Origin of the sequence: Roseburia sp. AM16-25 (genome assembly GCF_003473825.1) — a bacterium.
In the GTDB taxonomy this organism is placed as follows: Bacteria; Bacillota; Clostridia; order Lachnospirales; family Lachnospiraceae; genus Pararoseburia; species Pararoseburia lenta.
The window spans coordinates 724,630-747,294 of the sequence record NZ_QUCW01000001.1 but is presented as its reverse complement, the minus strand read 5'-3'; the positions used below and the strand labels follow the sequence as shown (position 1 = coordinate 747,294).

23 protein-coding genes, 1 tRNA gene and 1 pseudogene are annotated in these 22,665 nt (G+C 39.2%); 19 read left to right on the top strand and 6 right to left on the bottom strand.

Translation table 11 applies throughout. The features are described from left to right. The 5 genes from DW183_RS03755 (at nucleotide 1) to rsmG (ending at nucleotide 6,041) form a co-directional block, all read left to right on the top strand. Nucleotides 1–1,284: a YidC/Oxa1 family membrane protein insertase gene (locus DW183_RS03755; protein WP_243069504.1), complete on the top strand. Its 1,284-nt coding sequence runs from the start codon at nucleotides 1–3 to the stop codon at nucleotides 1,282–1,284. A gap of 15 nt (nucleotides 1,285–1,299) precedes the next feature. Next, nucleotides 1,300–1,923, top strand: a complete 624-nt coding sequence (jag, locus tag DW183_RS03750; RefSeq protein WP_118280657.1) for an RNA-binding cell elongation regulator Jag/EloR — start codon at nucleotides 1,300–1,302, stop codon at nucleotides 1,921–1,923. An 81-nt stretch (nucleotides 1,924–2,004) separates the two neighbouring features. Then, nucleotides 2,005–3,375 carry a tRNA uridine-5-carboxymethylaminomethyl(34) synthesis GTPase MnmE gene (gene mnmE, locus DW183_RS03745; protein WP_118280656.1) on the top strand — a complete coding sequence of 457 codons (1,371 nt, stop codon included), beginning with the start codon at nucleotides 2,005–2,007 and terminating at the stop codon, nucleotides 3,373–3,375. Between the two features lie 29 nt (nucleotides 3,376–3,404). Further along, complete coding sequence (gene mnmG, locus DW183_RS03740) at nucleotides 3,405–5,303, top strand: tRNA uridine-5-carboxymethylaminomethyl(34) synthesis enzyme MnmG (protein ID WP_118280655.1); 1,899 nt, start codon at nucleotides 3,405–3,407, stop codon at nucleotides 5,301–5,303. 15 nt (nucleotides 5,304–5,318) lie between these two features. Next, nucleotides 5,319–6,041: a 16S rRNA (guanine(527)-N(7))-methyltransferase RsmG gene (gene rsmG / locus DW183_RS03735; protein WP_199649401.1), complete on the top strand. Its 723-nt coding sequence runs from the start codon at nucleotides 5,319–5,321 to the stop codon at nucleotides 6,039–6,041. Nucleotides 6,042–6,084: 43 nt separating this feature from the next. On the opposite strand, the gene DW183_RS03730 is transcribed toward rsmG, so the two are convergent. Both DW183_RS03730 and DW183_RS03725 read right to left on the bottom strand, forming a co-directional pair. After that, complete coding sequence (locus tag DW183_RS03730) at nucleotides 6,085–6,474, bottom strand: FeoC-like transcriptional regulator (protein ID WP_118534931.1); 390 nt, start codon at nucleotides 6,472–6,474, stop codon at nucleotides 6,085–6,087. Nucleotides 6,475–6,511: 37 nt separating this feature from the next. Further along, the gene (locus tag DW183_RS03725; protein ID WP_118280652.1) at nucleotides 6,512–7,453 is read right to left on the bottom strand and encodes an alpha/beta fold hydrolase; all 942 of its coding nucleotides are present in this window, start codon (nucleotides 7,451–7,453) and stop codon (nucleotides 6,512–6,514) included. 254 nt (nucleotides 7,454–7,707) lie between these two features. Here DW183_RS03725 and DW183_RS03720 point away from each other — a divergent pair, with 254 nt between their 5' ends. Further along, nucleotides 7,708–8,157: a hypothetical protein gene (locus DW183_RS03720; RefSeq protein ID WP_118280651.1), complete on the top strand. Its 450-nt coding sequence runs from the start codon at nucleotides 7,708–7,710 to the stop codon at nucleotides 8,155–8,157. 43 nt (nucleotides 8,158–8,200) lie between these two features. Here the strand turns inward: DW183_RS03720 and DW183_RS03715 are convergent, their stop codons facing one another. Next, a complete protein-coding gene (locus DW183_RS03715) occupies nucleotides 8,201–8,779 on the bottom strand; it encodes a hypothetical protein (protein ID WP_118280650.1) in 579 nt (192 codons plus the stop codon). A 441-nt stretch (nucleotides 8,780–9,220) separates the two neighbouring features. Here DW183_RS03715 and DW183_RS03710 point away from each other — a divergent pair, with 441 nt between their 5' ends. The 11 genes and pseudogenes from DW183_RS03710 to DW183_RS03655 all read left to right on the top strand — a co-directional run. Continuing rightward, nucleotides 9,221–9,991 (top strand): ParA family protein, encoded by a 771-nt coding sequence (locus tag DW183_RS03710; protein ID WP_118280649.1) that lies wholly within the window; start codon nucleotides 9,221–9,223, stop codon nucleotides 9,989–9,991. Nucleotides 9,992–9,993: 2 nt separating this feature from the next. Further along, nucleotides 9,994–10,908: a ParB/RepB/Spo0J family partition protein gene (locus tag DW183_RS03705; protein ID WP_118280648.1), complete on the top strand. Its 915-nt coding sequence runs from the start codon at nucleotides 9,994–9,996 to the stop codon at nucleotides 10,906–10,908. Between the two features lie 45 nt (nucleotides 10,909–10,953). Beyond that, entirely contained in the window at nucleotides 10,954–11,451 is a 498-nt protein-coding gene (locus tag DW183_RS03700; protein WP_118280647.1) for a DUF4446 family protein, read from the top strand. A gap of 15 nt (nucleotides 11,452–11,466) precedes the next feature. After that, nucleotides 11,467–12,333 (top strand): DUF3881 family protein, encoded by an 867-nt coding sequence (locus tag DW183_RS03695; protein ID WP_118280646.1) that lies wholly within the window; start codon nucleotides 11,467–11,469, stop codon nucleotides 12,331–12,333. A 307-nt stretch (nucleotides 12,334–12,640) separates the two neighbouring features. Then, nucleotides 12,641–12,714: transfer RNA gene (locus tag DW183_RS03690), tRNA-Arg, on the top strand. Between the two features lie 326 nt (nucleotides 12,715–13,040). Beyond that, nucleotides 13,041–14,006 carry a ParB/RepB/Spo0J family partition protein gene (locus DW183_RS03680; RefSeq protein ID WP_055163277.1) on the top strand — a complete coding sequence of 322 codons (966 nt, stop codon included), beginning with the start codon at nucleotides 13,041–13,043 and terminating at the stop codon, nucleotides 14,004–14,006. Between the two features lie 14 nt (nucleotides 14,007–14,020). Further along, on the top strand, nucleotides 14,021–14,806 hold the full coding sequence (locus tag DW183_RS03675) for a ParA family protein (RefSeq protein WP_055163322.1): 786 nt from the start codon (nucleotides 14,021–14,023) through the stop codon (nucleotides 14,804–14,806). Further along, nucleotides 14,796–15,698, top strand: a complete 903-nt coding sequence (locus DW183_RS03670) for a ParB/RepB/Spo0J family partition protein (protein WP_055163278.1) — start codon at nucleotides 14,796–14,798, stop codon at nucleotides 15,696–15,698. Before DW183_RS03675 ends, DW183_RS03670 begins: the two co-directional genes overlap by 11 nt. Before the next feature lie 78 nt (nucleotides 15,699–15,776). Next, nucleotides 15,777–16,775 carry a DUF6017 domain-containing protein gene (locus tag DW183_RS03665; RefSeq protein WP_055163279.1) on the top strand — a complete coding sequence of 333 codons (999 nt, stop codon included), beginning with the start codon at nucleotides 15,777–15,779 and terminating at the stop codon, nucleotides 16,773–16,775. A gap of 9 nt (nucleotides 16,776–16,784) precedes the next feature. Continuing rightward, a complete protein-coding gene (locus DW183_RS03660; protein WP_005349852.1) occupies nucleotides 16,785–17,081 on the top strand; it encodes a hypothetical protein in 297 nt (98 codons plus the stop codon). 7 nt (nucleotides 17,082–17,088) lie between these two features. Further along, a pseudogene (locus tag DW183_RS03655) lies at nucleotides 17,089–17,343 on the top strand (hypothetical protein); the annotation flags it as partial. A gap of 504 nt (nucleotides 17,344–17,847) precedes the next feature. Here DW183_RS03655 and DW183_RS03645 read toward each other — a convergent pair. The 3 genes from DW183_RS03645 to DW183_RS03635 all read right to left on the bottom strand — a co-directional run bounded on the left by DW183_RS03645 (nucleotide 17,848) and on the right by DW183_RS03635 (nucleotide 20,384). After that, nucleotides 17,848–19,041 carry a site-specific integrase gene (locus DW183_RS03645; RefSeq protein WP_009587548.1) on the bottom strand — a complete coding sequence of 398 codons (1,194 nt, stop codon included), beginning with the start codon at nucleotides 19,039–19,041 and terminating at the stop codon, nucleotides 17,848–17,850. Nucleotides 19,042–19,119: 78 nt separating this feature from the next. After that, nucleotides 19,120–19,323, bottom strand: coding sequence for an excisionase (locus tag DW183_RS03640; protein WP_002607397.1), 204 nt, complete (start codon nucleotides 19,321–19,323; stop codon nucleotides 19,120–19,122). Then, a complete protein-coding gene (locus DW183_RS03635; RefSeq protein ID WP_283204979.1) occupies nucleotides 19,323–20,384 on the bottom strand; it encodes a replication initiation factor domain-containing protein in 1,062 nt (353 codons plus the stop codon). The genes DW183_RS03640 and DW183_RS03635 overlap by 1 nt, the downstream gene beginning before the upstream one ends. Nucleotides 20,385–20,870: 486 nt before the next feature. Here DW183_RS03635 and DW183_RS03630 point away from each other — a divergent pair, with 486 nt between their 5' ends. Continuing rightward, nucleotides 20,871–21,542: a helix-turn-helix domain-containing protein gene (locus DW183_RS03630; protein WP_009587591.1), complete on the top strand. Its 672-nt coding sequence runs from the start codon at nucleotides 20,871–20,873 to the stop codon at nucleotides 21,540–21,542. A gap of 259 nt (nucleotides 21,543–21,801) precedes the next feature. Further along, a complete protein-coding gene (locus DW183_RS03620; protein ID WP_008687118.1) occupies nucleotides 21,802–22,566 on the top strand; it encodes an MBL fold metallo-hydrolase in 765 nt (254 codons plus the stop codon). The last annotated feature ends 99 nt before the right edge of the window (nucleotides 22,567–22,665 follow it).

The window sequence follows — 22,665 nt, the reverse complement described above, 5'->3', positions numbered from 1 at the left end:
TTGACAGAGTTATATTTAACTGCTTATGATGGTGCGATCTTAGGACCAATCGCTAAGGGACTCGGCTGGATCATGGATAAGATATACGTTTTTCTTAGTTCCGTATGTCATATCAACAGCATCGCCCTTACCATCATCGTATTTACGGTATTCATTTACCTGTGTCTGTTCCCGCTGACTTATAAGCAGCAGAAGTTTTCTGTGCTTACAAGAAAGATGCAGCCGGAACTGAATGCTATCCAGAAGAAGTATAAGAATAAAAAGGATACTGCTTCTATGCAGGCACAGCAGGAAGAAACACAGATGGTCTATGACAAATACGGTGTTTCTCCAATGGGTTCTTGTTTACAGATGCTCATTCAGATGCCGATCCTTTTTGCACTTTACCGTGTATTCTGGAACGTACCGGCTTACATTACCAGTGTAAAAGACATTTTTACTGATGTTGTAAACGGCATTATGGCAACCGATGGTTATGCTGGCACAATGGAAGCACTTTATAAGAGTGCAGGCCTTAAGAATGTTGCTTTTCATGCAGATGCAACCGGTACAGCAATGAGCAATTCTATCATTGATGTTCTTTACAAATTGAGTGAATCCGGTTGGAGCGCTCTGGCAGACAGTTTTCCTAATCTTTCTGACTCCATCGCAACCACAGCCGCAAACTTAAAAGATATCAACTACATGTTCATCTTAAATATTTCCGATACACCTTGGAATCTGATGAAGACAGCATGGGCTGATAAGTATTGGGTGCTCCTCATTGCAGCACTTTTAGTTCCAATCGTTTCTTATCTTGGACAGGTCGTCAATATGAAGTTGATGCCTACACAGGATACTTCCGGATCCGGCAACGCACAGGCAGATCAGATGGCACAGCAGATGAAGACAATGAACATGATGATGCCTTTGATGACACTTTTCATCGCCTTCACCTGTCCGGTAGGTCTTGTTTTGTACTGGACCATGGGTTCTGTAGTCCGTATCGTTCAGCAGATCTTACTGAACAAGCATTTTGAGAAGATCAATCTGGATGATATTATTGAAAAGAACAAAGAAAAAGCAGCAAAGAAGAAAGAGCAGCGCGGTATCCGTCAGGCACAGATCTATGAAGCAGCAAAGATGAATACAAAGAGCAACAGCATGGCTTCAAAGGCAAACATTTCTTCTGACAAGATTGATGCTTTGAACAAGGCAGAAGAAGCGCGTGCACATGCTGCAAGCGGATCTATGGCATCAAAAGCCAATCTGGTAAAAGATTTTAACGAGCGTAATAATAAATAATGGGGGTTTAAAATCATGGAATTTGTAGAATTTAGAGGAAAAACTGTTGATGATGCAATCACAAATGCATTGGTTTCTCTTGGAACAACAAGTGATCAGATTGAATATGAAGTAATCGAAAAAGGCAGCAACGGTATTCTTGGTTTTGGCAGCAAAGATGCAGTCATCAAGGTTGCAAAGAAGTCTACACCGGAAGATGTTGTAAAAGATTTCTTAACAGAAGTTTTTGATAAGATGAACTTAGAAGTTGAGATCATCACGAAGTTTGATGAGATCGAGGGTGTGATCGACATTGAATTGAAGGGACCTGAGATGGGCGTTCTGATCGGTAAGCGCGGGCAGACATTGGATTCTCTCCAGTATCTGACAAACCTTGCTGTCAACAGAAAGTCAGACAATTATCTTCGTGTAAAGATCGACACAGAGGATTATCGTAGAAGAAGAAAGGAAACCTTGGAAAACCTTGCCAAGAACATGGCTTATAAGGTAAAGAGAACCAAGCGTCCGGTTTCTTTGGAAGCAATGAATCCTTATGAGAGAAGAATTATTCACTCTGCTTTGCAGAATGACAAGTATGTTGTAACACATTCTGAAGGGGAAGAACCTTACAGACATGTTGTTATTACCCTGAAGAAATAATATAAATGGGTTGAAATCTTTGGACTTTATCTTCATAATAAATGGGGATAAGGTCCAATTTTTTCTTATAAGGAATTGATTATGTATAAGACAGATACTATTTGTGCAATCGCATCTGCCATGACAAATGCCGGTATCGGTATTATCCGTGTGAGTGGTTCGGATGCGATTGAAAAAGTTGATCGAATTTATAAAGGAAAACAGAAACTGACGGAAGTAGAGTCTCATACCGTACAATATGGTCATATCGTTTATGATGATAAGGTCATAGATGAAGTTATGGTACTGGTCTTGAAGGCTCCGCGTACTTATACAACAGAAGATACTGTTGAGATCGATTGTCATGGCGGGACACTTGTCATGCAGGAGATTTTGAAAGCCGTTATAGCGCAGGGTGTAAGACCGGCGGAACCGGGAGAGTTTACTAAGCGGGCATTTTTGAATGGCAGGATCGATCTTTCCCAGGCAGAGTCTGTTATGGATGTGATTTCTTCCAATTCCAACTTGGCTCTTCACAATTCCATCAATCAGTTGCAGGGCATTTTTTCAGATCAGATCAAGGATATGCGGTCTAAGATCATTTATGAGATCGCTTATATTGAGTCGGCTTTGGATGACCCGGAGCATATAGACATTACAGGTTATGGGGAAGAACTTTTACCAAAGATACAGGAGATCATAGATCAGATTTCGCATTTGCTTGCAACCGCGGATAATGGTTCTATGTTAAAAGAGGGCATTAAGACGACGATCATTGGCAAACCAAATGCCGGAAAATCCTCTCTTTTGAACCTGCTTGCCAGAAAAGACCGGGCGATCGTTACGGATATTGCCGGAACAACCCGTGATACTTTGGAGGAGCAGATCAGTTTGAATGGTATTGCCCTTCGCATTATTGATACGGCGGGTATTCGCCATACAGAAGATGTGGTAGAAAAGATCGGTGTTAAAAAGGCATATGATACCATGGAAAATGCTGACCTCATCCTATATGTCGTGGATGCATCAAGACCATTGGATGAAAATGATATTGCCATTATGGAAAAGATCAAAGATCTCAAAGTTATTGTACTTTTAAATAAGACGGATCTGGATCCGGTCGTGGATGCGGACGAGATCCATAAATATCTGTCACAGGACATTTTGCCGTTTTCTGCAAAGAATGGTCAGGGATTGGATTATCTGGAGAAAATGATCACAGATATGTTCTTTACAGGTCAGATCATGGACAGTAATGAGGTATTTCTTACCAATGCCAGACATATTGCAGCGCTTTCTGATGCAAATGAGAGTTTAAAGCATGTTGTGGAAAGTATCTCTATGGATATGCCGGAAGATTTTCTGTCGATCGATCTTATGGATGCTTATGAAAGTCTGGGTATTATCATTGGTGAGTCGGTAGAGGAAGACTTGGTAAATGAGATTTTTGCAAAGTTTTGTACCGGAAAATAGAAAGTGCCCATAATTAGGAAGGAAAAATTATGCCAGTAATAGAAGAAACATATGATGTCGTTGTTGTCGGTGCGGGTCATGCCGGATGTGAGGCTTCTCTTGCCGCAGCACGACTTGGGTTAAATACCATACTTTTTACGATCAGCATGGATAGTGTGGCTATGATGCCGTGCAATCCAAATATCGGCGGAAGTTCTAAGGGACATCTGGTAAGAGAGATCGATGCTCTTGGCGGACAAATGGGTATCAACATTGATCATACTTTTATCCAATCCAAGATGCTCAACAAATCCAAGGGTCCGGCAGTTCATTCTCTCCGTGCTCAGGCGGACAAGGCTGCCTATAGTATGGAGATGCGCAAGACTTTGCAAAATACCGAAAATCTTACCCTGCGTCAGGCAGAAGTCTGTGAGATCATAGTAGAAGACGGAAAGATCACCGGGGTAAAGACTTTGTCCGGTGCTATCTATCATTGTAAGGCATGTGTTCTTTGTACCGGAACTTATCTGAAAGCCCGTTGTCTTTATGGTGATGTGATCGAACATACCGGACCGAATGGTTTAAAGGCTGCTAATCATCTGACAGATTCTTTGGTGGAAAATGGTATTGAAATGTACCGTTTTAAGACAGGTACTCCGGCAAGAATAGACGGTTCGACCATTGATTACGACAAAATGGAAGAACAGTTTGGAGATGAGAAAGTTGTTCCATTTTCCTTTACCACAGACCCGGAGGATGTGCAGATAGATCAGGTGTCCTGTTATCTGACTTATACAAACGAAAAGACACATGAGATCATTCGTGCAAATCTAGATCGTTCGCCAATGTATTCCGGTGTGATCGAGGGCACCGGTCCGAGATATTGCCCTTCCATCGAGGACAAGGTCGTAAAATTTGCTGATAAGAACAGGCATCAGTTGTTTGTGGAGCCGGAAGGTCTCAATACCAATGAAATGTATATCGGTGGTATGAGTTCTTCACTCCCGGAAGATGTGCAGTACGCCATGTATCATACGGTTCCTGGATTGGAGCACGCAAGGATCGTCCGCAATGCTTATGCCATAGAATATGATTGCATCAATGCCAATCAACTTTATGCCACACTTGAGTTTAAAAAGATCAAAGGACTTTTCAGTGGCGGACAGTTCAATGGCAGCAGTGGATATGAAGAAGCTGCCTGTCAGGGACTTCTTGCCGGTATCAATGCTTCTCTTGAAATTTTAGGAAGAGAACAGGTTGTATTAGATCGTTCCGAAAGTTATATCGGTGTTTTGATCGATGACCTTGTGACAAAGGAAAACCATGAGCCATATCGTATGATGACATCCCGTGCAGAGTATCGTCTGCTTTTGCGCCAGGATAATGCGGATCTTCGTTTGACTCCGATCGGTCATAAGATCGGTCTGATCTCTGATGAGCGTTTTGCCTGGGTAGAAGAAAAGCGGCGTCTGATCGAGCAGGAAATCAAGCGCGTGCATAGTGTTCATATCGGTGCCAATGAAAAAGTACAGACTTTTCTTGAATCACAGGGAAGCATACCTTTGAACTGTGGTGTGACTTTGGCAGATCTGATCCGCAGACCGGAACTGAATTATGAATGTCTGGCGCCGATTGATCCGGAGAGGCCTCGCCTCCACCCGGAAGTGAGAGAGCAGGTCAATATTCATATCAAATATGAAGGCTATATCACAAGACAACAAAAACAAGTAGAGAACTTTAAAAAGATCGAGTCAAAGAAGATACCGGAGAATATTGATTATGAAGTCGTTCCGAGTCTTCGTATTGAAGCCCGCCAGAAGTTGGAGGCATTGCGGCCACTTAGTATAGGGCAGGCTTCCAGAATTTCCGGTGTATCACCTGCGGATATTTCCGTACTTTTGGTTTATCTGGAAAGTTATGATTATAAGAAAGAACATAATATAGAGTAAAGATTGGAAAAGTGTATGAATTATAATTTAAATCGATTTTATCATGGATTGCAGGAACTTGACATTAACTTATCAGAAGATCAGATCAAGCAATTTCTTATTTATTATGAAATGCTGATAGAAAAAAATAAGGTCATGAATTTGACGGCAATCACGGAATTTGATGAGGTTGTGGAAAAACATTTCTTAGACAGTTTGTCCTTGGTTGAGATTACAGATCTTCATAAATCTCAGAAAGTACTTGATCTTGGTACAGGTGCAGGTTTTCCCGGTATTCCGCTTAAGATTGCTTTTCCTGAACTTGAGATCACACTCATGGATTCCTTGAACAAGCGTATTTTGTTCTTGCAGGATGTCATAGATGAACTTAGTCTGGAAAATGTTGAGGCAGTGCATGGCAGGGCAGAAGAAGCAGCGCGCAACAAGAATTACAGAGAGCAGTTTGATCTATGCCTATCGCGTGCCGTTGCTAATATTTCGACTTTGTCAGAATATTGTCTACCATTTGTAAAAGTAGGCGGAGTCTTTATCTCTTACAAGTCATCAAATATTGATAAAGAACTGGATCAGGGAAAGAAAGGTATTTATCTTTTGGGTGGAAAAGTTTCGGATGTGCACAAATTTTCTTTGCCGGATTCTGATCTGCAAAGGTCTTTTGTAGTCATTCAAAAAGAAAAGAAGACACCAAAGGCTTATCCGAGAAAAGCGGGGATGCCTTCTAAGGATCCATTACATTAAAGACATAAAAATGGGATAAGAGGAAATTCTTATCCCATTTTTATTATTCCAAGAAACGCATACGATCGTCTTCCTGACTTTTGAAATCCGGTGTAAGTTGGATTTTTTTATTGTTGTAATTCATGAGGCGCATACAATCCGGACAGAGTGTTCCGAAAGAAACCGGCTTGCCACAACGCTGGCATTTGGTGCCGACGATCTGTGTATCTTTTTCTACATATTCGATACGCCCCTCTTTGATCCAGTTTCTCACTTTTTTTATGGAAATCTGAAAATGATCTGCTACCATATATTCATTTACAACATTGGATCGAATGTAATCTTTCACACGCATAAAGAGGTCTTCCTCCTGACAATGCGGACAGACGTCGCCCTCATAATCAGCGGATAATAATTTGTGACAGATTTTGCATTCCTTTGTATTTTCTATCATAAGCATGTCCCATCTTGTGTAAGTCAATCGTGTTACTTTATGCCAGATAATTCTGAATGATCTTCAGGCATTGATCCGGTACTTCTAACATTGGAAGTAATTTTGAATTGGAAATGTATGTGACATCGATCGCATGATTTTTCTTTACATATTCTTCTGCGATGCTGATGGCTTTCTTCCGGTCTGTACTTTCTATGATGTGAAGATTATCTTTGTCTGTGATGGCTCTTGTCACATCCACGTTTGTATAAGAACATTTTTTGCTGGCATATAAAAATCTGCCGTTACTCTTATGGATGTGTGCAGACTGATAATACAGATCTGTAAATTTCTTGTTGTCCTGTAGTGGGCGGCTCAGATACTTTTTGTCAAAGATAGAACGGATATGATCTTCACTGACATAAAAGTTGTAGAGGGCTGTTCCGACCAGTGGTGCAAACAGGATATTTTTGATCGCCATCTGTAAACGGTTGGTCTCCATCTTCATCTGATGGATGTCAGACGGATTGATCAAAATGATCTGATCGAAAAGATCAGGATTCATTTGATTTGCCATGATGGCAATGGATGAAGCATCTGCGCTGGTAATGACATTTGTCTTTTCACCGATCACATCCTGGATAAAGGAGGTCAGCAACTGCACATACAAAAAATTCGTATAAGTAAGTGATGGCTTGTCTGATCTGCCGCATCCGAGAAGATCCAGTGTGTATACGGTGTGATCCTTTTCTAATTTTTTCAGAATCTTGGACCATTCATAACCGGAACTGATGGTATCTAAATTGTGGAGCAAGAGGAGAGGAGCGCCCTGACCCTGCCTGGTGTAATAGATTCGACCATATTTAAAATCATAAAAATCACCCTTTGCCGTAGAACAAAGATTTTTATCTTTTGCATGATAGTCGATCGCTGTGTTGGTCGCATAGAGAGCAGCCGTTGCAGCAAGCACTGTTTTTAATAAGGAATGTTTTTTACCCATATTTGATCTCCCTAAATTTTCTAATCCTATTATTTTTTATTATAGTGTACTTTATGCGTCTTATCAAATATTTTCTGAAAACTTTTAGAATTTTTCTATAATTTATTTTGTTTTGTTAAGGTAGAATTCTTGCAATGCTAAGTCATAATATTATAGAATATAGGTGGAGTTAAATATCCTAATTATGTATTAAAAAATATTTAATACGGTAGTGTATTAACGTGATAAAATATATAAATATCAAAGGATGAAATATGGTTTACGAATTTCTAAAGAAGCAGCAGGAAGAACTGATCGCTAAAAAAATAGAACTGGATGAGGACTATGAATTAGTCCTTAGCAAAATTAAAGAAAACGAAAAATTCTTAGATCTTTTGGATGAGGAGGATAGTTCTTATTTTTCTGATTTCACACCAAGAGATATTAATCAAAAAAACAAGTCCCGTATACAGGAACTGCAACAATTACTGGTAGGATTGAACCAAGATAAAATAAATCTTTCTTCTGAGATAGACAGAGTGCATGAAAAATTATCCGACTGCGAAAAAGCATTGGAAGAGGTAAAGGACACCAAGAACAACCAAGAGCAGTTGAAGGATGTTTCACATGAAAAAGAATTAAAAACGATTTCTTCTTATATTATAAGTGATCCGAGAAGAGCAAAATTGGAACTGGATCACTATATCAGTAAGTATATGTCTTGATATATTATGAGGGTAAACAATCCAATATGTTTACCCTCATTTTTTATTTATTCTGTCTTTCATAGATGCGGACAAGTCTTGGTCGGTTGTATCTCTGGATCATAACAAACATACTATCAAACAGGGTAGCACAGATTGCCGTGATCAAGAATACCGGTAAGGCACCAAAAGGTATGGTAAAGAGAATGGACAAGATGCTAAATAGCATGATAAGTTCATGCACAAGTTCTGCATGACACATATTATTGATGACCTCTTGTATGCTATGTATTTTTAAAGAAAATTGGCTTGGATCAAAGACCATGACCTGCCTTTTCCATTGTTTTACTTTAAGTCCTTTGTATAGTTTGGTCTCCCATGTCTTTGGTTGAAACCACCATATCTGGTAGTTATACTTATGATGAAACAGGAGGCTTAGTATAAGAGGAGACAACAGTCTTATCACGATATGATAACTTGTTGTAAAAAATGTGATGGCAAGCGACTCTATCCAGTCAATTTGTAGATGTAGATAGAGTATGGTAAAAAGGATTGTTCCGAGCAGTGCGATGACAAGAGAGACTGCGGCTATCCTTGGCCATGGACTGTAAAATTCATCTTCTTTCTTTTTTATTAAAGTCATATACACTCCTTATCCTATAGTTCATGGTAGTATTGTTAAATATCCTCCTGTATTTATCTATTAATTATAGAAAACAAATCAGGATATGACAATATCTAGAAAAGAAAAATATTTATGAAACACTAGATATAGGTACTATGGACGAGATGTTTCACGTGAAACATTTTATATATATATACTTATCCACAAATAATGACCACAATATTTAGTGTTGAGATTTGGATAAACTCCAGATGATTTTACTATATCTTGTAAAAATGTTTCACGTGAAACATTCTAATGTGGATAATGTGAATAGACAATATCTAGTATTTTATATAGTGAAAGGCTTGATTTTACTAGGAAAAATCGCTTTTTAAAGTTCTATAAAAGTGCTATAATTGGTATCGTTGTAAATAAGAATATACGATAAGAAAATAGAAAGAAAAGGAGTATCATCAGATGGGAAGAATCATCGCGATTGCAAATCAGAAGGGTGGCGTTGGTAAGACAACGACATCTATAAATTTGTCTGCATGTCTGGCAGAGTTGGGTAAGAAGGTATTGGTTATCGATCTGGATCCGCAGGGAAATACGACCAGTGGATTTGGTATTGATAAAGAAGAAATAGAAAATACAGTTTATGAGTTGATGCTGGGAGAATGTTCCATTCGCGAGAGTATGACAAAAGTGGAAAATATTGAGCATTTATCTTTGATTCCATCTAATGTAAACTTAGCAGGAGCGGAGATCGAATTACTGGGCATCAATGAAAAAGAATATATTTTAAAGAATGCAGTAGATTACATTCGTGACGATTATGATTTTATCATTATTGATTGCCCGCCATCATTGAACATGCTTACCGTCAATGCTATGACAACAGCAGATTCCATTCTTGTTCCAATCCAGTGTGAGTATTATGCATTGGAAGGAATCAGCCAGTTGATCCATACGATCGACCTGGTACAGGAAAGATTGAATTCAAATCTTAAGATTGATGGTGTGGTATTTACCATGTACGATGCAAGAACAAATCTTTCATCAGATGTTGTAGATACTGTCAAAGAAAATCTGAATGCTACGGTTTATCAGACGATCATTCCTAGAAATGTTCGTTTGGCAGAGGCTCCTTCCCATGGACTGCCGATCAATCTTTACGATTCAAAGTCTTCCGGAGCAGAGAGTTATCGTAATTTGGCAAAGGAAATTATTGAGAGAAAGGATGTCTAGGCATGGCAGCAAAAAAAGGATTAGGTAAAGGACTGGATTCCTTAATTCCAAGTAAACCAATAGAAAGTGCAAAAGAAGTATCAGATCAGAATGCGGTAGAAAATGCAAAAGCAATGGTAAGCATTGACAAGATCGAGCCAAATGCAGAGCAGCCACGAAAAGCATTTGATGAAGATGCTCTGATGGAATTAGCAGATTCTATCAAACAGCATGGTGTCTTATCACCACTTTGGGTGCATGAAGTAAAGAACGGAAAAGATTCTTATTATGAGATCATTGCCGGCGAGCGTAGATGGCGTGCGGCAAAGAAAGCAGGACTGAAAGAAGTACCTGTTATCGTTATGAATCTTTCAGAGCAGGAAATCGTTGAGATTTCTTTGATCGAGAATATCCAGCGTGAGGACTTAAATCCGATTGAGGAAGCCCTTGCTTATAAGAAACTTTTGGATGAGTTCAATCTGAAACAGGATGAAGTAGCAGAGCGTGTGTCAAAGAGTAGAACAGCCGTTACCAACTCTATGCGTCTTTTGAAGTTGGATGAGCGTGTACAGCAGATGGTCATTGACGAAATGCTTTCCACCGGTCATGCCAGAGCCATTCTTGGTATTACAGATAAGGATAAGCAGTACGATTTTGCACAGCGCGTTTTTGATGAAAAACTCAGCGTGCGTGATGTAGAAAAAGAAGTAAAGCGTCTGCAAAATGAGAAAGACAGTGACAAGGTAAAAGAGCCGAAGATCGATCCGAGACTTGAGGCTATTTATGCAGAATTGCAGGAGCAGATGAAAAAGACACTGGGAACAAAGGTAACTATCGTGCCAAAGGATAACAAAAAGGGTAGAGTAGAGATCGAGTATTACTCACAGGATGAGTTGGATCGTATCGTAGGTCTGTTTCAGTCTATCCGTCATGAATAGAACAAATGTTCTGTAAAATACAAAGAAAGAAAAGTTGGTGTTATTATGTTTGAAGAATATTTAGGAATCAGTACCGATTATGTTGTCATTGGTATGGCAGCAGTTATCTTGCTTTTGATCATCCTCATGATCATCAATGTGGTGCAGATGAGCAAGTTAAAGAAAAGATATGCAATCTTTATGAGTGGTAAGAATGCCAAGTCACTGGAAGATACACTTGTATATCGTCTGGAGCAGGTAGATGAACTGATAGAGAGTAATGCGGCAAATGAGAGAAACATTGATGCTTTGTTCAAGAGAATGAAGTTTGGTTTTCAGAAGTACGGACTCATCAAGTATGATGCTTTTCAGGAGATGGGAGGAAAACTTTCCTTTTCACTTGCCATGTTAAATGAGAAGAATGACGGATTTGTCCTCAATGCTGTTCATAGTCGTGAGGGCTGCTATACATATGTAAAAGAGATCATTGACGGCAATTCCATCATTACGCTTGCAGAGGAAGAACAACAGGCTCTCGATGCTGCGCTTGAGAGTAACAAGTAAGGAAAGTAGGAATTTATGCATAGTTATTTACAGGCGATTGGATTTTCCAATATTACAAAAGACGAACTGGATCATTTGATCTATGAAGCGATACGCAAGCCTGATAGTCATGAAGTAGCCTTGGATTCTGATGGAAATGAATTTGTAGAACTTGATTTTGAAGTGTGCGAACATACGGGAATTGCCATTCGTGGTGTATATGATACGGATGACAATTTCAAAGTAGACTATTACTTTCCTTATTGTAAGGGCGGTAATTTTTCTACAGATGCGGAACTGGAGATCATCAAGCAATCGGATAAAGAAAGTTATCAGGGATTTTGTGATGAGATGCGGCTTGGCGTAAATCTGATCTTTTACTTACAGAATGCGATCGAGTATCTGCAAAAGTCCAGCCATGGTTATGATGGAAATCGTTTTCGCAGATCTTATCTGACGGGACTTTCGCTGGAGGGAAAGATATTACTTCCGGTGGCAGAGCCTACCGTAAAAAAGACAGATAAAAAGACGACAGATCGTACTTCACTCGTGGCGGCAGCCAGAGAAGGGGATGAGGATGCGATCGAGAGTCTGACGATCGATGATATGGATACCTATTCCATGATATCAAAGCGTGTCACGAAGGAAGATGTTTATAGCATTGTAAAGACAACCTTTATGCCATATGGTATTGAAAGTGATAAATTTGCTGTGATCGGTCAAATAAAAGAGTTCCATAAATTAACAAATTATGTTACCATGGAAGAGTTGTATGTGATGCATCTGGAAAGTAATGATCTGGAGTTTGATGTTTGCATCAATGCAAAAGATCTATTGGGACTCCCGGAGGTTGGTCGTAGATTTAAGGGCAACATTTGGATGCAGGGAACCGTGGAGTTTTAATTTAATAAAAAGGTCTGTTTTGGCAGACCTGTATTTGTTCTCTTAGTTAAATGGATATAACAAGCGCCTCCTAAGAGAAAGCCGAGGCATTCCCCAAAGGGAAAAAATGAAAAACAACTTTCAGTTCGAATCTATTCTGAAAAATGCTAAGGGTGACAACAAAGCATTCCCCAAATTGGGGAGCGTTCTAATGTTACCAAATCGAAAAAATATGTAGATTGACAACTCGAAAAAGAGTTGATAATCTTATATATGGCCGAAGGGAAAAATCCCAGAAACCCAGTAAAATCAAGGGGTTGCGGCATGTGTCCATATAGCTCAGCTGGATAGAGCACTCGCCTCCTAAGCGAGGGGTCGGAGGTTCAAATCCTCTTATGGACGGGCTTCAAAGCGTTCGAAAATGTTAGCTGGATTAGCTGACAACGAACGCTTTTGTTATTTTCTAATCACGTTCGTGACATAAAATTCCATTCAAAATGATCAATTTCCAGCTAACGCAATCCGATTTTTGTTAGCTGACAGCTAATCAAAATTACCGGTTTGCAAACATGGGTTTTAGAAAGTCCAGCTAACATTTGGGTTCCGCTCTGTTGTCACCCCTTATTTGGGGATGTAAATCAGAGAAAATGCGGGAAAAGGAACAATCTCTCCCAAACCTGCAAACATAAATTAGCTGAAACAGTATTCAATTCTATTAGCTACAGCTAATGGTCAAACAGCAATGTCTGTTTGGAACTTTACTATCTATAAAAGTTCCAGGCAGGCATTTTTTAGTTCCTGAATCCTGGAGGAAAGGAGTCAAGATGACTGAGCCAAACAGACAATCAGGAGAAAAAGAAGAAAGAATCATAGAAATTGAGATTGAGCGTCTTCGCCCTTTTAAGGAACATCCATTTCAAGTAAAAGATGATAAGGAAATGTTTCTTCTGCAGGAAAGCATTGAGAAGTATGGCATTTTAAATCCGCTGATCGTCAGACCAGTACCGGATGGTTACTATGAGATCATATCCGGCCACAGAAGAAAACATGCTGCGGAGAAACTGGGATATCGTAAAGTACCAGTGATTATCCGGGTATTAAGTGAAGATGATTCCATTTTAAGTATGGTGGATTCTAATCTTCACAGAGAACGGATCAGCTACAGCGAAAAAGCTTTTGCTTACAAACTGAAGAATGACGTACTAAAAAGAAAAAGTGGTCGAAAAAAGAGCCAAGTTGACCACAAAACACCAAGAAAACGATCGATAGATATTATCAGTGAGGATTGTGGTGATAGCCCAAAACAAGTGCAGCGTTATATATCACTGACAAAGCTTATACCGGAAATGTTGCAGAAACTGGATGATGAGATTATTTCTTTTTGTCCGGCAGTAGAGATTGCTGCATTGAAAGAAAATGAACAAAGAGAACTGCTTAAAGCAATGGATTATGCACAGGCGATTCCGTCACTCTCACAGGCTCAGCGGATAAAGCAGCTGAGTAAAGAAAAACAGTTATCGCTGGAAAAGATGGAAGAAATCATGTGTGAAGTTAAAAAAGGTGAGATCACCAGAGTAGCATTTACCAATGAGCAGCTACACAAGTATTTTCCAAATTCTTATACACCGGCAATGATGAAACGGGAAATACTGGCACTGCTAAAATTATGGAAAAAAGAATCATGGGAAAGTTAAAGGAGGAAGAAATCATGTGTAAAGTTATATCCGTAGTAAACCAGAAAGGTGGAGTCGGCAAGACCACCACAACCGTAAATGTAGGTATTGGACTGGCAAGAGAAGGAAAGAAAGTGTTGCTGATCGACGCGGATCCACAGGGAAGTTTAACAGCAAGTCTTGGGTATGAGGAACCGGATGATCTTCGCATCACACTGGCAACGATCATGATGGATGTCATCAACGAAGAAGAAATCTCTTTAGAAGATGGGATCTTACATCACCAGGAAAATGTAGATCTTCTTCCGGCAAATATTGAGCTTTCCGCATTGGAAGTAACGATGGGAAATGTTATGAGCAGAGAAATGATCATGAAGGAATATATCGATGCGATAAGATGCCGATACGATTATATCCTGATCGACTGTATGCCGAGCCTTGGTATGATGACGATCAATGCACTGGTCTCTTCTGATTCTGTTCTGATACCTGTGCAGGCTGCATATCTGCCTGTTAAAGGACTTCAGCAGCTGATCAAGACCATTCTTACAGTAAAGAAAAGACTGAACCGGAAACTGGCGATAGAGGGCATTCTGTTGACTATGGTAGATTTCAGAACCAATTACGCAAGGGACATTGCATCGAGAGTACATACAACATACGGAAGCCAGATAGAAGTATTTGAAAATGTGATTCCGATGTCCGTAAAAGCAGCTGAGACCAGTGCAGAGGGAAAAAGTATCTACATGCACTGTCCGAAAGGAAAAGTTGCTGAGGCATATATGAAATTGACACAGGAGGTTTTGAATAATGAAAAATAGAAGTGGCGAAAAGATTAAACTGGCTAGTATTGATGAATTGCTTGGTGTGGTAAATGAAGAATCTGCAATGGAGATAGAGATCAGTAAGATCCATCCATTTAAAAATCATCCGTTCAAGGTGCTGGATGATGAAAAGATGCAGGACTTGGTAGAAAGCGTAAAGATTAATGGAGTGCTGACTCCGGTACTGCTTCGCATGGATGAAAATGAAGAATATGAAATGGTATCCGGTCACAGAAGAATGCATGCAGCACAGCTTGCAGGACTCACAACTATTCCGGCAATCGTAAGAGAATTATCAGATGATGATGCCATTGTGGCGATGGTGGATGCTAACATTCAGCGAGAGGAACTGTTGCCCAGTGAGAAAGCCTTTGCTTATAAGATGAAACTTGATGCAATGAAAAGACAGGGGAGTCGGACAGATTTAACTTTGTGCCAAAGTGGCACGAAGTCGAGAACAGATCAGTTATTAGGAGAACAGGTTGGAGAAAGTGCACGAAGTGTTCAGCGGTATATCCGACTGACAGAATTAATTCCGGAACTTCTTGATCTGGTAGATAACAAAAAGCTTCAATTCACGGTTGCTGTCGATATCTCCTATATCGACAAGGAAGTACAGGAATGGATTTACGAATATATCAGCGACACCGGATTTATCAAGCCAAAACAGATTGCAGCACTCAGAAATCAGCTGAATGATGGACCAATCAATCAGATCCAGATGTTATCAATTTTCAATAACTGTGTGATGGCAAAGAAAGTATCCCGGTCTCTTACTTTCTCAGAAAAGAAACTGACAAAGTACTTTCCGGATGATTATACAGCCAAAGATATGGAGCAGGTGATTGAATCATTATTAGAAAAATGGATGCAGGAACAGTCCTGTTAAGGATAGAAAAAGCTAAGAAAACAAAGTCAAAGAAGTTTAAAAAGAGGACTTCTTAGCAGAAAATGAAAGGAGGAAAATATGGAGAAAAAAATGACATTTAATTATTTTTACGGTACTGAAGCTGATCAGTTCAGCTTCTACCGCATACCAAAAGCATTATTTACAGACAGTTACTTTAAAGATTTATCAAGCGATGCTAAAATTTTATATGGACTGATGTTGGATCGAATGTCTCTTTCCATCAAGAATCAGTGGTTTGACGACAAAAATAGAGCATATATCTACTTTTCCATCGAAGATATTATGGAATTACTGAACTGTGGCAGAAATAAAGCCATCAAATCCATGAGAGAACTGGATGACGAAACAGGGATTGGCCTGATTGAGAAACGCAGACAGGGATTTGGAAAGGTGAACGTCATCTACGTGAAAACCTTTATGCCTGAGAAAACAGATGAGAAAAAATTTGAAGAGGAATTAAAGAAGTTTAAAAAACAAACTTCTGTGGAAAATGAGGAACCCGCAGAAGTTTACAATTCAAACTTCATGAAGTCCCAAAATCAAACTTCTAGAAGTCCCGAAAACAAACTTCAAGAAGTTTACATTTCAAACCCTAATAATACTAATCTTAGTGATACTGAAATGAATGATAATAAATCTAATCCTATCATATCTGTGGATGAGAAAAGATTTGATAGCGATAATCGCTCTGAGGATTATCAGGCTTATGAAAACCTTGTCAAAGAGACCATTGATTATGAATCACTGGAAGTAACCCATCATGACGATATGCGGCAGGTAGATGAAATCGTGAACCTGATCGTAGAGACTGTGATGTGTAAAAATGACAAGATCTTGATTGCCAGCAACTGGTATCCGGCATCACTGGTGAAGAAAAAATTTCTGATGCTGACCTATTCACATATCGAGTATGTATTACACTGTATGAGTGGTAACACCACAAAGGTGAAGAACATCAAGAAATATTTATTAGCAGCTTTGTTTAATGCACCGTCAACGATGAACGGGTATTATCAGGCAGAGGTGAACCATGATATGCCAGGACTGGTAAGATAGGAGGTGCACATGTTTATTTTAAAACTTGTTGGGAAGATATTATTACTGCCGGTATGGCTGATCCTTTTTGTGATCGGCTTGGCAGTAAAAATGACAGTACAGACTTATGCGGTTGTCAGAGGAATCCTTGGGTTTATATTCACTTTATTGATCATAGCGACTGCATACTGTTACCATGATTGGGTACAGGTTGCATTCCTGTTTTCGCTGAGTGTTATTCTGTATCTGATCCTTTTTGCAGGAGTGTTCGTAGATACTGTACTGGACATGACAAGAGAACGTATTATTGATTTTATTATATCGTGAGGAGAATATGAAAATGAGTGAAAACAATGATTATATTCAGTTACCACCACTAAAAAAAGACACACCATCTGATGTGGTAGCATTTATGTGGAAGTACATGAAAGTACCGGAGAATTCAAGAGAAAAAGTTAAGAATCTGCTTAAAGATGCAAATGAAAATGGAGTAAAATTAAGTCATCAGGCACCAACCCTGTATGATGTTGTCCCAAAAGAAGAAATTACTGAATTTGAAGAGCTTATACGCAAAACCATAGCTGACATATGTGTATTATAAAAATATAAAAAGTACAGATGGATCATGGAGTATGATGGATGCTGAAATTTTAGATATGTACCAGTATGATTACGAATCAAAAGAGGTAAAGGATTTACAAAAGACTTCCTGGTAAATTTAAAAAGAGATCCATTGAATATGAATAGTTACTACATCTCTGGAAAGCCTTGATAAGGTTTTTCAGAGATTTTTCTTTTTATTGGCTACATCTGCCAGTTGGCTACTATCTGGGACTGTTGTTCCGTTGATAAGATTTTCAAGTTGTTGTGCGACTTCGGCTTGTTTGTTTGGATACAGATGACTATAAGTATTTAAGGTTTGAAAGAAATTATATATGTCTTTTTGACTATCTTTTTATATCTTCCTAAATGTCCGCAAAGCCTTATTTTATCGGCTCTACGGGCATTTTGCTTTTGTGGTAAACCTCGCATATCTAGGTCTATTTTCTTATATTTTCCCTGTCAATCGTGGTTAAAATCGTGGTAAATACTTCTATGCGATTAGACGCTGAACCTCTGATTTTGCGGTATCTATGGACGCATGAGCGTACCAGTTCATTGTGATACTAATGTTTGAATGTCCCATGATATACTGTAAATCTTTTGGGTTCATGTTCTTGCTTGCCAGTCTTGTGCAGAATGTATGGCGTAGCGTATGCGGTGTGATATGTGGCAAGGGATTGTCCTTGTGGTGCTTGTTATATTTCTTTACCATACGGACAAATAAGGCGTTGTAATCAATCGCAACTTTGGGCTTGCCTTTATGATTGACAAATAAGAAATTGCTCTGTCCGTCTATCACAAATGGTTCTGCCTTTGGGCGTTTCTTCATAACTCGTTGAAATGCCTGTATTGTTTCTCTGCTTAATGGCACTTGCCTTATTCCGCTCTTTGTTTTAGGCGTTTCAATGTAATAGCCTTGTTCCTTGCTCTTTAGTAACTGGTGGTCAATTATCACAACTTCATTCTTGAAATCAATATCGGCTACTGTCAGTCCGCACAGTTCCGAGATACGAAGTCCTGTTTTTAATAATATCAGCACATCATCATAATGCTTGTGATACACATTGTCCGTCTTGATAAATGAGAGTAAGGCTTGTTCCTGTTCCTCTGTCAATGCGACTTTCTCTTTGGTATCATTTTCTAGGACTTCACTTAACTTGAAATCAAAGGGATTTTTCCTTACACAATCGTCTTGTATGGCGATATAGAATGACGCTTTTAATGAGCGTTTATGATTGTTAATGGTATTGTAGGAAAAGCCTTTGTCTTTCATGCGTAACGCCCATTCTTTAGCGTCAGAGGGTTTGATTGTATCAATGCTCCTAGCACCTAACTTGTCCTCTTTCAATAACCGCATGAGTTGTTCCCGTTGTTTCTGTGTGCTTTTCTTCACATTTGCCCTCTGTGCGTTCTGTTTGGCATAAAGTTGGCAAAGCGTCATTTTCTTGCCTGTGCTGTCGATACCGTCCTCAATATCCCGTCTTATCTGCTGTTCCAGTTCTCGAAGTGAGGGTTTTTCCCGCTTTCCCTTTGGTGTCGGGTCTGTTGGTGTCAATCTCCAAGCATACACATATTTTGTGTTTCCAAATGCGTCTACATATTTATATAAGTATTTTCCGTCTGTTCGTTGGCTCTCTCCAGTATGCAGGATACGACCTTTGTTATCCCGTCTTTTTTCTTTCATGGTGTCTGCTCCTTTCCTTGTTGGAAAGAGCCTTGATATGACTTGTGTTCATCATAACACATACAAGGCTCATTTGCATTAGATTGCGTCCAATTTGTCGATAACCTGTTCAAACTGTCGGCGTTTAATCTGTATGCGGTTGCCATTCATAATGAGCCAGCCAGCGTCCTTGTTTTCCTCTGCCAATCGTCTTAACTTGTTTTCTCCGATACGGAAATACTTTGACGCTTCTTCAATGGTAAGGGTGTATTTTTCCCATACGGGAATATCGTTGTTATTCATCAGATACCCCCTTTCCCATGTTTCGTGTCATACTGGATATAAGGGATAAGGTCGGTACGGTTTATCCTCTGTAAATGGGCGGTTAATTTACTGGAAAGGGAATTGCTGTATCTTGCCTTATCAAGCATAGTTCCCACTTTTTCCAGTCCACCTAATGCGTCATGTTCTTCCAAGAAGTAAAAACTTTTGACAGCGGAAATCACGCCACCCTCTGTGAGCCATTGCTGTGTTTCCTCAAGGGAATTTTGCTGTTTTGGTACTTGCAGTTTTAAGACTTCCACAGCCCCTAAAAAGCGTTCCCAAAACCGACAAGTTTTCCACCTGCTCTTATTGCTTTCGTTTCTGTTTGGTACGACAAAGCGTAGGTTGTTTGCCAATAGACCGAAAGCCAGTTCTCCAAGTTCCAGCGGTCTTTCCTTGAATGTCATGGCAAAAGCATGAGCCTTATCATCACGCAGTTGCATTTCTGTCCGTTTCCAACTGCCGACTTCATCAAGTGTCTTATTATGTTTTGAACAGACTTCCTTATCCTTATCATAAAAGCGGTAGGACAATCCCGATTTTCCAGCACCGATATAAACAGTCTTTGCGGTGTCGAAATCATCAAACTTACTTTCATCAAAGTGGTAGCCCTCACTATTCGAGATAAATTCCTCTTTTTCGCATTTCTTCTTTATCTGCTCTATGGTAAAAAATGGTTTTTCGTTCTTATCATCAATGGCAATATCAAGTCTTGTGAAATGGAAATTATCCCGTCCGTATCTTCGCTCACAGCGTCGGAACATATCCCCAAAGGTATAATTCCTACTGTCGAGAATACGGAAAATATCATCACACCCTCTGCCAGTCATAACAAGATAACAGCCTAACCCTTGTGGGTTATCCTCTGTTTTTCTTGCGTCCCCCGATACATAAATATCTCCAATCTGCCAGCGTGCTTGATAGGTTTTGTATTTAATGCTTGCCGGATAGACATTGAAAATATCAGTCGGTAAACCTAAAATGTGCATGATTACATCTTCAGTGGTTGCAGTATCAAATACAATGCTGATGTAATCAATCTTAACGGATAAATTTTTGTGTGTAGTTATAGTGCATTTCTCCTTTCGTACTTCCCGTTTTTTTGCGGAGTAAAAATCGTGTTTTTTCCTTTATTTATCACAGTTTCTAGGTACTATGACATGTATGCGCAGGGCGGTGTTACATATACGCCCTTTACGAACGCCTAAAGGCGTTCCCTTTCCAAAAGGAACTGTCTGTCCGAACACGTCTGGGGGACGTGCCCCGTCCAGCCAGCCCCTTTTGGAAACCACTATTTTCGGTCTGACAGTCCATGCTTATTCATGCTATCAAAGTGAAAATATATCTTCTCTATGCTTACTCAAGCGTGTGATTGACCCTAGCGTGCTTAATCACTCCATCTGATACGATAATAACGCCATTAGAATTACTTGTCAAGAAGTTTTTGTTGACTTTTGGATATATATTAAGTATGATATGCTTATAAATGCCAAGAGAAGCAACGAAAGGAGCGGTTATACTAAGTTATGGAGCATTATGAAAAGAAAATCAGTTTCTTAGGAGAAAACATACAGACCATAAGAAAACACAGAGGAATGAAACAACAGGAACTTGCGGACAAAATCGGTATCAATATGCAGAGCCTTTCCAAGATTGAACGTGGTGTGAATTATCCTACCTTTGATACATTAGAGAAGATAATGGACGTGCTGGGTGTAACGCCCAATGAATTATTGTCGGGAGAATGGAAGTATATCGACCATACCGAGCCATATATTATGGATATTATTAAACGGGAACAGGACTTCAATGTTTCCTTAGATTATCTGTCTGAAAATGAATTTTTCGATGATGAAAACGAATACAAATTTTACATGGAAACCATATTGATTAGGTACATCAGCAATTATCTTTCTAATGAGGTTGTAGAAGTGGAAGAACTTATGGAAATCAAACAGTTGATACAGCGTCAAAAAATAGAACGCATGATGAAAGTACATAAGGAAATGCGAGGTTTAGACCGATACAGAGAACAACCGAAAGAGTATAAATATCACAACCCTTATGATGACTGGATATTCCGTCAACTTGCAGATGTAGATAACAGAAAAAACATTCCTAATACTTCTCCACAAGTAGACTTTAACGAGGGAGATTATGAAGATTATCTAAAGGCGAAATGGAACAGAGGTCTTTAATTTCCTCTTGAATGGAAGATACAGCAAACAAAAAGCCCAGTAAAGAGTGCAAAGCACCACCATTGGTGGCAAGGCTCTTGACAGGGCTTTTTCTTTTCTGTGGTGGGTAATCAAGAGGAAGAAAGAAAAAGTGTGTATGTTCAATGCAGAAAATATTCAAAGGGTATGCTGATTTTTATTGTGGCGGATATATGGAACTGTTATAATATGGGTATGAAGAAAGCGACAAATTAAAATTTTTAGGGAGTGAGAATAGTATATGGACAGTTGGTTTACCGTCGAACAAATAGACCAAGATACATTCGTCATCAGCGAATACAAACACTGGGAAGAAACACATTGTTATCTATTGTGTGGGACAAAAAGAGCCATTCTGATTGATACAGGTTTAGGTGTTTCCAACATCAGAGAGGTTATTGATGGATTGACGAAACTGCCCGTTACAGTAATCACTACTCATGTTCATTGGGATCATATCGGTGGACATAAATATTTTCGGTCTATTGCAGTTCATGAAGCAGAAAAAGAATGGCTATCGGTCAAATTCCCTATACCTTTGCAAGTGGTAAAAAACAATATTATGTGCAATCCATGTGATTTCCCCTCGGATTTTAAGGTAGAGAAATATCAGATTTTTCAAGGGGTTCCGCAAATGATTTTACATGATGAAGATTGTATTGACTTAGGGAACAGAAAGTTGGTAGTTATTCACACGCCCGGTCATTCTCCCGGACATTGTTGTTTCTATGAAGCGGATAGAAAATATCTGTATTCCGGCGATTTGATATATAGCGGTTGCCTTGATGCTTTTTATCCATCAACAAACCCACAAGAATTTTGGAAGTCTGTTAGAAAAATTCAATCTTTAAAGATAAGTCGAATTTTGCCAGGACATCATCATTTATCTATTCCAGTTACTATAATTGACAAGATAGAGACAGCTTTTCACAACTTGTCAAATGAAGGGAAATTAAAACAAGGGAATGGTATATTCAGCTATGAGGGGTTTCAAATCCATATCTGAAATGCAATCTTAGTTTTACAATTTTATATCCCTACATACAAAGCAGTTAGTCTTATGATTGACTGCTTTTTAAAAAGACACCATTTAGGTGTAATGATG